This is a genomic window from Labedella gwakjiensis (assembly GCF_003014675.1).
Lineage (GTDB): Bacteria > Actinomycetota > Actinomycetes > Actinomycetales > Microbacteriaceae > Labedella > Labedella gwakjiensis.
In genome coordinates this window covers 1,431,546-1,444,750 of the sequence record NZ_PYAU01000001.1, presented here as the reverse complement: position 1 = coordinate 1,444,750, position 13,205 = coordinate 1,431,546, and the positions used below count along the sequence as shown (strand labels likewise).

Annotated in this window: 9 protein-coding genes; 5 read left to right on the top strand and 4 right to left on the bottom strand. The window is 72.3% G+C overall.

Translation table 11 applies throughout. The features are described 5' to 3' along the window. The first annotated feature begins 118 nt into the window (after window positions 1-118). Window positions 119-925: a YidC/Oxa1 family membrane protein insertase gene (locus CLV49_RS06720; RefSeq protein WP_106562851.1), complete on the top strand. Its 807-nt coding sequence runs from the start codon at window positions 119-121 to the stop codon at window positions 923-925. 19 nt (window positions 926-944) lie between these two features. On the opposite strand, the gene CLV49_RS06715 is transcribed toward CLV49_RS06720, so the two are convergent. The 4 genes from CLV49_RS06715 to nirB all read right to left on the bottom strand — a co-directional run bounded on the left by CLV49_RS06715 (window position 945) and on the right by nirB (window position 6,672). Further along, entirely contained in the window at window positions 945-1,619 is a 675-nt protein-coding gene (locus tag CLV49_RS06715) for an alpha/beta hydrolase (protein ID WP_158261924.1), read from the bottom strand. A gap of 179 nt (window positions 1,620-1,798) precedes the next feature. Continuing rightward, on the bottom strand, window positions 1,799-2,944 hold the full coding sequence (locus CLV49_RS06710) for a uroporphyrinogen-III synthase (RefSeq protein ID WP_106562849.1): 1,146 nt from the start codon (window positions 2,942-2,944) through the stop codon (window positions 1,799-1,801). A 12-nt stretch (window positions 2,945-2,956) separates the two neighbouring features. After that, a complete protein-coding gene (gene cobA, locus CLV49_RS06705) occupies window positions 2,957-4,033 on the bottom strand; it encodes a uroporphyrinogen-III C-methyltransferase (RefSeq protein WP_106562848.1) in 1,077 nt (358 codons plus the stop codon). Next, on the bottom strand, window positions 4,033-6,672 hold the full coding sequence (nirB, locus tag CLV49_RS06700) for a nitrite reductase large subunit NirB (protein WP_106562847.1): 2,640 nt from the start codon (window positions 6,670-6,672) through the stop codon (window positions 4,033-4,035). Before nirB ends, cobA begins: the two co-directional genes overlap by 1 nt. Window positions 6,673-6,890: 218 nt before the next feature. Here nirB and nirD point away from each other — a divergent pair, with 218 nt between their 5' ends. The 4 genes from nirD to CLV49_RS06680 all read left to right on the top strand — a co-directional run bounded on the left by nirD (window position 6,891) and on the right by CLV49_RS06680 (window position 13,205). Then, window positions 6,891-7,949: a nitrite reductase small subunit NirD gene (gene nirD / locus CLV49_RS06695; RefSeq protein ID WP_106562846.1), complete on the top strand. Its 1,059-nt coding sequence runs from the start codon at window positions 6,891-6,893 to the stop codon at window positions 7,947-7,949. A 113-nt stretch (window positions 7,950-8,062) separates the two neighbouring features. After that, the gene (locus CLV49_RS06690; RefSeq protein ID WP_106562845.1) at window positions 8,063-9,475 is read left to right on the top strand and encodes an MFS transporter; all 1,413 of its coding nucleotides are present in this window, start codon (window positions 8,063-8,065) and stop codon (window positions 9,473-9,475) included. Then, window positions 9,476-11,590, top strand: coding sequence for a molybdopterin oxidoreductase family protein (locus tag CLV49_RS06685; RefSeq protein ID WP_106562844.1), 2,115 nt, complete (start codon window positions 9,476-9,478; stop codon window positions 11,588-11,590). Continuing rightward, window positions 11,583-13,205, top strand: coding sequence for an FAD-dependent oxidoreductase (locus tag CLV49_RS06680; RefSeq protein WP_106562843.1), 1,623 nt, complete (start codon window positions 11,583-11,585; stop codon window positions 13,203-13,205). The genes CLV49_RS06685 and CLV49_RS06680 overlap by 8 nt, the downstream gene beginning before the upstream one ends.

Below are 13,205 nucleotides of genomic sequence, written 5' to 3'. Positions count from 1 at the left end.
GCGTGAGCAGTGCGCCCCGCCGTCCGCGGCGGCGGAGGGATGTCGGCTGCGCCGACCATACGATCCCCATTCGTATGACGCGCGCCATCCCGGCCGCAGGCAGGACTCTCGCTCCCCCATGAACCCCTACGAATTCGGCCCCATCGCGGCCGTGCTCGACGCCGCGTACGGCGTCGTGATGTCCCTCAGCTCGCTCCTCACCCCCGTCGCCGGTACCGCCTCGGCCGCTGTCGCCGTCGTGCTCGTCACGCTCATCGTGCGGGCGCTCCTCATCCCCGTCGGCGTCTCGCAGGTCAAGGCGGCCAACGCGCGCAAGCGGATCGCCCCTCAGCTCGCGGCCCTGCAGAAGAAGCACGGCAAGGACCGCGAGACCCTCCAGCGGAAGACGCTCGAGCTGTACCAGCGGGAGAAGGTGTCGCCCACCGCCGGGTGTCTCCCGATGCTCCTGCAGATCCCCGTCGTCTCGACGATCTACGGGCTCTTCATCATCACGACGGTGAACGGGCACCCGAATGCACTCCTCGCGGAGCACCTCTTCGGAATGCCGCTCGGGAAGAGCTTCGCGAGCCTCGCGAGGACCGGCTCGCTCGATCTCCCGTCCATCGTCATGGCGGTCGTGATCGTGGTCGTCATCGCCGTGGTGGCTCAGCTGTCGCGGAAGCTCCTCGCCGAACCGCTGCCGGGCACGCCCGGCGGTCCGCCCGCCGCCGCTCCGACGCCCGGGGTGCCCGACCTGTCGGGGATGATGAAGACGCTGAGCTTCCTGCCGTTCATGACCGCGATCGTCGCCCTGTTCGTCCCGCTCGCCGCGGCCCTCTACCTCGTCGTGACGACGGTGTGGACGTTCGCGGAGCGGTCGATCCTCAAGCACATGCTGCCGCCGGCGCCGTCCGCGTCGACCGGAGCGGTGCCCGCCTCGGCGTGAGGCCGGCGCGTTCGTGCGTTCAGGCGGGGCCCGGGAGCCGCGCAGCCCACGCCGAGACGGAGCGCGCCGTCGCCGCGAAGAACGGCTCGGAGAGCTCATGGCCGAGCAGCGGGTGTTCCGCCGTCGTGAGCGTGGAGTGCGGCGGGAGGAAGTACGCGACCCGCTGCACGTCCATGAGGGTGTTGCTCTCGTCGCGCAGCCCCCGCATCCAGAACACGGGAGGGCGCACGTCGAGGAGTTCGTCGTCGCCCGGTTCGTCGCCGACGCCGAGGAAACCCGCGAGGATGACGGCGGTGTCGACGGACCGCGGCGCTCGCCGCAGCACGTGGATCGCGACGGCGCCGCCCTGCGAGTAGCCGACGAGCGCGACGGGGCGGCGGCCAGCCGCGTCCGGATCGTCCGGGTCGCTCGGGTCGCTCGTGAGCGAGCGCGTCAGCGCGATGAGGGCGTCGGCTGCGGGAGCGACGTGCTCGGCCGTCGCCTCGCGGACACCTTCCGGGGTCACGAACCAGGAGAAGCCCGCACCGTCGGGATGCGTTCCGCGCAGCGACACCGCGACGACCTCCGGCGGGAGCAGCGGGAACACCGGCGCGAGGTCGCGTTCGGTTCCGCCCTGCCCGTGCAGCAGCACGACGAGGGGAGAGGTGCCGTCGTCGTCCCGCGACCAGAGCGCATCGTCCATCGGGGTGCTCATCGGTCCAGCCTGCCAGACGGGCCGTGGAGGTCTTCCCTCGAGTGGTCGCATTGTGCGTGTTTCGCAGCGGAACATCCGCCGTCTGCGTCAACTCGCTGGGAAGGGGTGGCGGGGTGGACGCAGGAGGCGGATGTCGGGCACTGGACACCCGCGGGATGTGACAACTCGGGAGGGGGCCGTCATACAGGGGTCGCGAGGCGGTAGCCGCGCTTGATCACCGTGGCGACGAGCCGCGGCTCGGGCAGGGCCTGTCGGAGGCGACTGATGGCCACGTCCACGGCGTGGTCGTCGAGGGCCTCGGGGGCCGAGGCGGCGAGCACGTTCCGGGCGACGGTCGAACCCTCCGCGGCGACGAGGGTGCGGAATAGCGACAGCGCCACCGGGGTGAGAGAGACCTGGTGTCCGTCGAGGGACACGATACGCCCCCGCAGCTCGAGCGCTCCGAACGCGGTCTCGATGCGTGGAGTGTTCTGCTCCAGGTGCTCGCACAGGAGACGGATGAGCGCGCCCATCCGGAAGCGGTCCGGAACGATCGGGAGGATCCCAGCGGCCACGAGCGGCGCGGCCGTCACCGGGCCCACGGCCGCCGCGACCACGGATTCCCGGAACGCCGTCTGCACCGCGTCGAGCCGGCCGGCCTCCTCCGCCACGGAGAAGAGCGCCTCCACGGCTGGCGCGCTCGTGAACGTGACGGCGTCGAGGCCGCCCGTGCAGATCGCGTCGAGGAGGCGCACGACGCGCGCCGTGTCCTCGTGCACCGTCCAGCGGTAGGGCGCCGCGGTGAGCACGGTGGCGCCCGCCTCCTGGAGGCGCGCGAGCTGCGCCGGATCGGTGAAGCCGTGGAGCTGCACCGCGATGGTCTGCCCGTCGACCCCCGAGCGCAGCACGAGGTCGACGAGAGAGGTCGTCGTCTCCCGTTCGCTCATGCCGTGGTCGTCGAGCCCCGCCGCGCGGATCGCCCCGCGTGCCTTCGGGCCGCGGACGAGGATGCGCGCCTCGGACAGCGCCTCGGTGAGCTCGTCGCCGATGCCGGCCGCGTCGGCTGCCTCGAGCCAGCGCCGGACGCCGTACGACGTGGTCGCGAGGAGCACATCGGGCCGCGCGGCCACGATCGCCCGCGTCTCCGCCTCGAGCACGCCCTCCGTGTCGACGCCGCGCATGCGGATCGTGGGGGCGTGCGTCACATCGGCGCCCCGCCGCTCGAACGCCGCGATGAGGTCCTCCGAACGGCGATCGGAGGTCACGCCGATGCGGAAACCGACGAGCTGATCCGGCCGGAACCCGGGAAGCGAGGCATCCGACTCGGGAGGTTCGGTCGTGGTCATGGGCCCCTCGGTCTACGTCGTCAGATCGCTGTATGGCGCGAGCGCATCGACCGCGTGGGCGATGCTCTCGGGATCTTCGGCATTCTCGCACGTCGCCTGCCGGACGACCTCGCCGATGACGATCACGGCGGGTGAGCGTGGCGCGAGTCGCGGCAGCAGCTCGCGCACAGCGCCGACCGACGAGACCGTGGTGCGCTGAGCGTCCGACCAGCCACGCTCGACGATCGCCAGCGGCATGTCCGCGCTCATCCCTGCGCGCTGCAATCCCGCGACGAGGTGCGGGAGCGTGCCGACGCCCATGAGGACGACGAGGGTCCCGCCGATGCCGGCGAGATGTCCGAGCTCCTCGTCGGAGAAGGGCGCGTGCCCGGAGACGACGGTGAACGAGCGGCTCACCTCGCGGTGCGTCACGGGAATGCCCGCGGCGGCGGGAACGGAGACGGCGCTCGTCACGCCGGGCACGATCGTGAACGGCACGCCTGCGGCGCGGCACGCGCGTACCTCCTCGGAGCCGCGCCCGAACACGAACGGGTCGCCTCCCTTGAGCCGCACGACGTCGAGGCCGCGGAGAGCACGGTCGACGATGAGCCGCTCGATCTCATCCTGGGGGACGGCGTGGTGTCCAGGCGTTTTGCCCACGTCGATGAGCTCGGCCCCCGGTGCCCACCCGGCGATCCCGTCCTGCGGGCCGAGGCGATCGAACAGGACGACGTCCGCTTCGGCGAGGGCGCGTCGTGCGGCGAGGGTCATGAGGTCGGGGTCGCCCGGTCCGCCCCCGACTATGCTCACGTGCCCACGCGAGCGGACGGGAGCCGGGTCCTCGCGCGTCGACCACGCACCCACGGCGCTCGCCGCGTCGGTCACCGCTGCGCCGGCCGCCGCGTCGCCGGCCGCATCCGCGATCACAACGAGGGAGGGCACGTCCACGCGTGTCATGCCGGCGGAGCGGAGGATCGAGAGCGCGATCGGGGCGTCGACGCGCTCGACGCGCGCCCCGGCGGCCCGGTAGCGCGCGAGGATTCGGCGGGCGCCGGCCGGCGTTCCGACGACCAGGACCCGTCGTCCCGTGAGATCGATCGAGAGCTGCATCAGGACGCCCCGCCGGAGGTTCCGACGGAACCCGGCCCGACGGGGATCGTCGCCCCCGCCACGAGCACGGTGCCGCCGGCACGCTCGCCGTCGCCGGCCGGGCGGCTCTGGCCGCGCTCGCGCACCGTGCTCACGTGCGGATCGGCCGTGTCGGGGGCATTGACGAACGAGCGGAACCGCTTCAACCGCTCGGGGTCGGCGAGCGTCGCAGCCCACTCGTCCACGTACGTGTCGACGTGGGTGGCCATTGCCGCCTCGAGCTCCGCGGCGATGCCGAGCGAGTCCTCGACGACGACCTCGCGCACGTGGTCGAGCCCTCCGGGCAGATCCTCCTGCCAGCGCGCCGTCCGCTGCAGCCGCTCAGCGGTGCGCACGTAGTACATGACGTAGCGGTCGATGTAGCGGACGAGGGTGTCGTCGTCGAGGTCCTGCGCGAGGAGCTGGGCGTGGGCCGGCTGGTAGCCGCCGTTGCCGCCGACGTAGAGGTTCCAGCCGGACTCGGTGGCGATTACACCGATGTCCTTGCTGCGTGCTTCCGCGCACTCGCGGGCGCAGCCGCTCACGCCGGCCTTGAACTTGTGCGGAGAGCGCAGCCCGCGGTAGCGCTCCTCGAGGAAGATCGCCATGGCCACGGCGTCCTGCACACCGTAACGGCACCACGTGGAGCCGACGCACGACTTCACGGTGCGGAGCGACTTCCCGTACGCCTGACCGGACTCGAAGCCGGCGTCGACCAGGATGCGCCAGATCTCGGGCAGCTGCTCGAGCCGAGCCCCGAACATGTCGATCCGCTGGCCGCCGGTGATCTTCGTATAGAGGCCGTACTGCTCGGCCACCTCGGCGATCACTTTGAGCTTCGCCGGCGTGATCTCTCCACCCGCGATGCGCGGCACGACCGAGTACGTGCCGTCCTTCTGCATGTTGGCGAGCGCTCGGTCGTTCGTGTCCTGAAGCGGTCCCTGGCCCTTGTCGAGGATGTAGCCGTTCGTCTGCGTCGCGAGGATGGAGGCGATGACGGGCTTGCAGACGTCGCAGCCGAGACCCTGCCCGAAGCGCTCCAAGACCTGCTCGGCCGAGCTGAGTCCGAGGATGCGCACCGATTCGAAGAGTTCGCTGCGGCTGAGGGACACGTGCTCGCAGAGCGCCCGCGAGACCTCGACGCCGGCCTTCGTGAGCTCGGTGTCGAGGAGTTTCTTCACGAGGGGAACGCACGATCCGCACTGGGTGCCGGCGCGCGTGCACGCCTTCAGCTCGCCGAGGTCGGTGCATCCGTCCGTGATCGCGTGGCGCACGTCGCCGACGGAGACGTTGTTGCACGAGCAGAGCTGGGCGTCGTCGGGCAGCTCGACGCCGGCCGGGGCCTCGGCGCCCGCCGCGGCGAGATACGCGCTCGGCTCACCGGGCAGCTCGCGCCCGAGTAGTGGACGGAGGGAGGAGTAGGGGGCGGCGTCGCCCACGAACATGCCGCCGAGGAGCGTGCGGGCGTCGTCCGAGACCACGACCTTCTGGTACAGCCCCCTGGCCGGGTCGGCGTAGACGACCTCGAGAGCGCCGGGCGCAGTTCCGAGTGCGTCGCCGAAGCTCGCGACCTCCACACCCGAGAGCTTGAGCTTCGTGGCGTCGTCGACACCGGGGAAGGTCGCGTCGCCGCCGAGGAGTCGGTCGGCGACGACCTCGGCCATCGCGTTCGCGGGGGCGACGAGACCGACGGTGCGGCCGTCGATCGCCGCGACCTCGCCGATCGCCCACACATGGGGGCTGCTCGTCCGGCATGCCTCGTCGACGACGACGCCCCCGCGCGACGCGGTCTCGACGCCCGCCGCACGCGCGAGCTCGTCACGCGCCGTGATGCCGATGGAGAAGACCACCATGTCGGCGTTCACGGAGGAGCCGTCCGTCAGCGCGACACCGAGCACCTTTCCGGTGGGGGACGTGATGACCTCGGTGGGCCGGCACCCGAGGTGCAGCTCGATGCCCTGGCCGCCGATGATGCGGCCGAGCGCCTGGCCGGCGCCCTCGTCGAGCTGCGCGCTCATGAGCCAGCGACCGGAGTGGACGAGGACGGTGCGGGCGCCGAGACGGTGGGCGCCGCCGGCGGCCTCAAGTCCGAGAAGGCCTCCGCCGACCACCACGACGTTCGCCGCGCGACCCCGCCGCTCCCGGAACGATGCGAGGTCGGTCACGAGGGAGTCGACGTCCTCGAGCGTGCGGTAGACGCGGCCGTGCTCCGCGCCGGGGATGGGCGGGACGGTCGCCGAGGACCCTGTGGCGAGGACGATCTCGTCGCCGGCGAACGTGCGGCCGTCGGCGAGCGTGATCGTGCGGCTCCCGGTGTCGAGGCCCGTGACTGTCGAGCCCGTGACGAGGGTGGCGCGCTCCCAGAGCGAGCCGTCGCCGAGCGTGAGGTCGATCGTGCCCTCGAGCCGCCTGGAGAGCGCCACGCGGTCGTAGGGGCGGTGGACCTCCTCGCCGACCACGACGATGTCCAGGGGCATCGCCCCGGCGATCGGATCCGCGGCGATGCGGGCATCGAGTGCATCGACGAGGCGGTGGGCGGCGGGGCCAGCCCCCACCACGAGGATGCGGCGGCCCCGAGCCGTGCTCTCCGTGCCGCTCACGGCGTTCCCGATCGTGCTCATGAGGCACCTTCTTCCGTCATGGCCCCAAGCTACGGACGGGCGGTTTCGCCGCCGTTGCCCCGACGTAACGCCGTGTGACCGGCACCTCACGCCCCCGATCCGGGCCCGAGAGGCCTTCGTTACGCCGGTGACACCCACCGCGTCACTGCCCGAAACGTCGCGCACATATCGTGGCGTCACCGCATCGAGAACCGACACCCCATCGTGAAGGCGAGACCATGACACTCCTCGACCAGCTGGCCCCCGCGCCGAGCACCGTGTGGGCGCCCGTCTGCAATCGCCTCGAGCTCGAGCCGCTCTGGGGAGAGGCCGCGATCGTCGGTGGCGTGCAGCTCGCCCTGTTCCTCCTGCCCGACGGGCGGGTGTTCGCGGTGTCGAATCACGACCCGGCCACGGGTTCCGCCGTGATGTCTCGCGGAATCGTGGGCTCGAAGGCGGTGGACGGACACCAGCGCGCGACGATCGCCTCGCCCCTGCACAAGGACGTCTTCGACCTCGAGACCGGCCACTGCTACACGAAGCCCGACCTGCGGCTCCCCGTGTGGTCGGTGCGAGACAACGACGGTGTGATCGAGGTGGTCCAGCGCACCGCACTCGTCGCCGCCTCGCACGGAACCTCCGATCCCGCCGGTCGCGCGGCCGTCGCAGCTCTCGTGGACGCGGTGCGCCGCCTCAACCCCGCGATCGACGTTCTCGACTCCTTCGTGGACGTGCAGGAGCCCGACGTGCCGTCGACCCTCGCGACGCTCGAGCCCCACCGCCCGGCCGTCGTCGTCCCTCTCCTGCTCTCGGCCGGCTACCACGTGCACGTCGATCTCGCGGAGGCCGCGCAGGAGGCCGAACGTCCCATGCGGGTCACCGGGGCGCTCGGTCCCGACCCGCGGCTCGCCGACGTGCTCGCGCGAAGGCTCGCGCAGGCCGGGCTCGGCCCCGACGACCGGATCGTGCTCGCCGCGGCCGGGTCGAGCGACGCGTCGGCGGTGGCCGACTGCCACACGACCGGTCGGCTGCTCGCGGCACTCCTCGACCGTGACGTGACGGTCTCCTTCATCTCCGCCGCCGAACCGCGCCTACCGGAGGCTGTCGCCGCCGAACGGCTCGCACACCCCGGTGCCCGCGTCGCCGTGGCGAGCTATCTGCTCGCCCCCGGCTACTTCGCCGGACTCGCGGTGGCGGCGGGCGGCGACGTCACGAGCGCTCCGCTCCTCACTGCGGAGGACGCCCCGCCCGTCGAACTCGTCTCCATCGTCTCCGAGCTCTTCGGACGGAACGCGTGAGCGACTCGACCCCGTCGGCGGTTCGTGACCGCCGCGTTACCTGACCCGCCCCCGTCCACCTCTCACCGTCCGCACGTCACTCACCGTCCGCACGTCACTCACCGGAGGACATCATGACCGCTGCTCCGCCCACCATCACCGCCCCCACGACCGCCCCGCCCAGCGCTCCCACCGCGCCGTCCGGGTCGGGCATCACCCGCCGACCCGGACGGTGGATCGACGGCTGGGACCCGGAGGACACCGCCCAGTGGGACTCGGAGGGAAAAGCCGTCGCCACGCGGAACCTGCGCTGGTCGATCTTCGCCGAGTTCCTCGGATTCGTCGTCTGGCAGCTCTGGAGCGTCGTCGTCGTCTCGCTCCCCGCCGCGGGCTTCCAATTCACGACCGGCGAGATCTTCTGGCTCATCTCGATGCCGAGCCTCGTGGGGGCGACCCTTCGCATCCCGTACACGTTCATGGTGCCGCGCTTCGGCGGACGGAACTGGACGATGGTCTCGGCCGCCCTCCTCCTCATCCCGAGCATCGGGCTCGCCGTGGCCGTCTCGAACCCGGAGACGCCTTTCGGCGTGATGCTCCTCATCGCGGCGCTCGCCGGATTCGGCGGCGGCAACTTCGCGAGCTCGATGGCCAACATCACCTTCTTCTATCCGCACGCGCAGAAGGGCTGGGCGCTCGGGCTCAACGCCGCGGGCGGCAACCTCGGCGCGTCCGTCGCGCAGCTCGTCGTGCCCATCGCCATCACGATCGGCGCGGCCGCGACCCTCAACCTCCCCCTCGCCGGCCTCGTCTGGATCCCCCTCATCCTCATCGCGATCGTGGGGGCGTGGAAGCGGATGGACAACCTGTCCACGGCGAAGGCGGACGTGGCCGCGTCGCTCTCGGCGTTGCGGGAGCCGCACCTGTGGATCCTCGCGGTGCTCTACATCGGCACGTTCGGCTCCTTCATCGGCTTCGCCGGGGTGTTCCCGAAACTCATCGCCGACACATTCCCCGAGTTCTCGGCCTTCGCCGTGGGCTCCGCGACGCTCTCCCTCGCGTTCCTCGGCTCGCTCGTCGGTTCCGTCTCGCGGCCCTTCGGCGGGCGTCTCGCCGACCGTTTCGGCGGCGCGGCGATCACGATCGGCTCCTTCGTAGCGATGGGGATCGGCGCCTCGAGTGTCATCGTGACCCTGCCGCTGCAGAACTTCTGGATCTTCCTCCTGTGCTTCCTCGTGCTGTTCGCCGCCGCCGGGATCGGGAACGGGGCGACGTACCGCATGATCCCGACCGTATTCGCGCTCCGGGCCCGCGCCCGTGGCGGCGACGGGGTTGGCGCGCAGCGCACCTCGGCTGCGGCGCTCGGTCTCATCTCCGCGATCGGGGCGTACGGCGGCTTCGTCATCCCCCAGCTGCTGAGCCTGTCGAAGACGACTTTCGGCGACTACTCGACAGCCCTCGGCTGGTTCGTGATGGCCTACGCGGGGATGCTCGTCATCACCGCCGGCGTCTACCTGCGGCTCGCCCGTCGCACCGGGACGCGGATCTAGATGGCCACTCCGCTCGCGACGGCCCCGGCCGACACGCACTGCCCCTACTGCGCGCTGCAGTGCGCGATGACGCTCACTCCGACCGTGGACCCCGCGCCCGGCACGACGCCGGTGACGGTGACGGGTCGCGCCTTCCCCACGAACCGCGGCGGACTGTGCGCCAAGGGATGGACGTCGGCCGAGCTGCTCGCGAGCGGACAGCGCCTCACCGCCCCGCTGCTCAAGCAGGCGGATGGCACGTTCGTCGAGGCGTCGTGGGAGCACGCGCTCGACACCGTCGCGGCGGGCGTCCGGTCCGCTCAGGAGCGCCACGGCTCGGACGCCGTCGCGGTGTTCGGCGGCGGCGGTCTCACGAACGAGAAGGCCTACCAACTCGGGAAGTTCGCCCGGGTCGCCCTCGGCACGTCGCGCATCGACTACAACGGGCGGTTCTGCATGTCCTCGGCCGCTGCGGCAGGCAATCGCGCCTTCGGGGTGGACCGCGGCCTCCCGTTCCCCGTCTCCGACCTCGACACCGCTGACACGATCCTCCTGCTCGGCTCCAACGTGGCGGCCACGATGCCGCCGTTCATCGGTCACCTGAGCGGAGCCCGGTCCCGTGCGGGCCTCGTCGTGGTGGACCCACGGCGCTCCGCGACGGCGCGGCTCACGGAGGACGGCGGCGGCACGCACCTGCAGCCGGCCCCCGGAACCGACCTGGCCCTCCTGCTCGGCCTCACCCACCTCGTCATCGCGGAGGGTCTCGCCGACACGGCCTACCTCGCCGATCGCACCAGCGGCTATGACGCCGTGCGGCGCAGCGTCTCCGCGTGGTGGCCGGAGCGCACCGCCGCGACCACGGGTGTCCCCGTGGAGCTCCTGCGGTCCACGGCTCGCCGACTCGCGGGCGACAGCGTCTACATCCTCACGGGGCGCGGCGTGGAGCAGCACGTCGATGGAACCGACACCGCCACGGCCGCCATCAACCTGGCGCTCGTCCTCGGCCTCGTCGGCCGCGAGGGGTCGGGCTACGGCACGCTCACCGGCCAGGGCAACGGGCAGGGCGGGCGCGAGCACGGGCAGAAGGCCGACCAGCTGCCCGGCTACAGGTCCATCCGCGACCCCGAGGCGCGAGCTCACGTGGCCAGCGTGTGGGGCGTCGACCCCGAGTCGCTCCCGGGAGCGGGTCTTCCGGCCGTCGCGCTCCTCGGCGAACTCGGCGGCTCCGTGCACTGCCTCCTCGTGCACGGCTCGAACGTGGTCGTCTCCGCCCCCGACGCGGACGCCGTCCGGGCCGGTCTCGCGGAGCTCGACACTCTCGTCGTGTGCGACTTCTTCCTCTCGGAGACGGCGGCGCTCGCCGACGTCGTCCTGCCGGTCACACAGTGGGCGGAGGAGGAGGGGACGATGACCTCGCTCGAGGGGCGCGTCCTCCGGCGGCGGCGCGCGCTCGCGGCCCCGGACGGCGTGCGGAGCGAGCTGTGGATCCTGAGCGAACTCGCGCGCCGGCTCGACGCGCCGTCGACGTGGTCGACCGAGCCGGCTGAGGTCTTCGACGAGCTCGCTCGTGCCTCCGCCGGCGGCGTCGCCGACTACTCCGGTCTCTCTCACGCCCTCCTCGATACGGGGGTGGAGGCGTATTGGCCGTTCCCCGTCGGCAGCGCCGGAACACCCCGCCTCTTCGCCGACCGTTTCGGCCACGCGGACGGCCGCGCGCGGCTCGTCGCCGTGACACCGGACCCCGCGCGCACCGACGTGACGGATCGGGGCGGCGAACTGACCCTCGTGACGGGGCGCTATCTCCAGCAGTACCAGTCGGGGACGCAGACGCGGCGCGTGCGCGAGCTCGATGACGCGCGGCCGGAGGCGCGCCTCGAGATCCACCCGGCCACGGCGTCTCGGCTCGGCATAGGCGAGGGGGCCGTCGTCGCCGTCGGCAATGCGCGCGGCACCGTACGGGCGCGAGCGACGGTCACGGCGGACATCCGCCACGACACCGTGTTCCTCCCGTTCCACTACGCCGGCGAGCAGTGCGCCAACCTGCTCACCGAAGCCGCGGTCGACCCCGTCTCGTCGATGCCCGAGTTCAAGCGCACGCGCGTGTGGGTCCGACCGGACGGAGCGATCGATGCGTGACGCCGTCTTCCCCGCGGCACGTCCCGAGCGGGTCGTGCTCGTCGGCTACGGTCCGGTGGGCGCGCGGCTCGTGGAGGGGCTGATCCCGGCCGTGCGCGCGGGCATCGTCGCCCTCACCGTGGTGGGGGCGGAGGTGGAAGACGCCTACAACCGGGTGCTTCTCGCCGAGTACGCCGTGGGTCGCGCCGACCGGGAGCGCCTCGACATGGGCGACCGAGCTGTCGCCGAAGACGCCGGAGTCGTGTTCCGGCTCGGAGCCGCGGTGGTGGGGATCGACCGCGCCCGCCACGTCGTGCGCCTGCACGACGACGAGCGGATCGCCTACGACCGACTCGTCTTCGCCACAGGCGCGCGCGCCAACGTCCCGACGCTCGCCGGGATGGAGAGGGCGCGGCGCGATCGCCGCGTCCGCTCCCTCACCCCTGACGGACTCGACAGGGGGGCGTCACCGCTGCCCGGGAACGTCGTCGCGCTGCGCGACCTCGACGACGCGCGCACCGTGCGATCGGCCGTCGCCGCCGGTTCGCGCATCGTCGTCCTCGGTGCGGGCGTCCTCGGTGTGGAACTCGCGCTCGCCGCTGCCGAGCAGGGCGCAGAGGTGGTCGTCGTCTACCACGGCGACATCCCGATGGGCCGGAATCTCGACACGGGCGGCGGGCGGATGCTCGCGGCGGCGGCGCGTGCGGCCGGCGTCGACATGGTCGCGCACGCGCGATCGGAGAGCGTGCTCCTCTCCCACGACGACGACGGACACGCGCGATTCGACGCCCTCGTGTGCGCCGACGGGAAGCAGATCCACGGCGACCTCCTCGTACTCTCGTGCGGGGTCGGTGCACGCACGGAACTCGCGGCGTCCGCCGACCTCGCCGTGTCCACCGGAATCCTGGTGGATGAAGAGCTCCGCAGCTGGACCGACCGCGACGTGTACGCGATCGGCGATTGCGCCCACGTGGCGCCGCGCGGTTCGGCGCTCCCCGACGGCCGGGTGCCGGGCGGACCGAGCGGGCTCGTCGGTCCGGGATGGCGACAGGCCGACTGGCTCGCCGCACGGATCGCGGCCGAGGCCGCGAGTGCCGCAGCCGCGACCCCCGCACTCGCCGATGCTCGGCCGGCCGTCGTGATGCTCAAGGCCGAGGGTGTCGACCTCGTGGCCGCCGGGGACACGAGTGCCGAGCTGTGGGACGCCGCGCCGCACGCGCCGGGCTGCGGCGACCACCCCGAGGTGACGGTGTGGGCCGATCCGGCGCGCGGCGGATACGCGAAGCTCGTCACCGTCGGGGGCGTGCTCTCAGGCTTCGTCACCGTCGGCTTCCCGCGCCTGGCCGCCGAGTTGACCCTTCTGTTCGAGCGGGGGTCGGAGCTGCCCGCCGACCGCTCGAGCCTCCTGCGCCTCGACGCTCCCGACGCGGGGGCCGCGGTGACGGGCGACCCCTTCGCGCCCGACGCGACAGTGTGCTGGTGCAACGGCGTCTCCGTCGCCACCATCACGGAGGCGGCCGCTGCGGGCAACGACACCGTGGCGTGCATCGGATCGGCGACGCGCGCCGGTACCGGCTGCGGCGGCTGCACTGGTCGCATCGCGGAGATCCTGGCCCGCACGGCCGTCCCGGTCTGA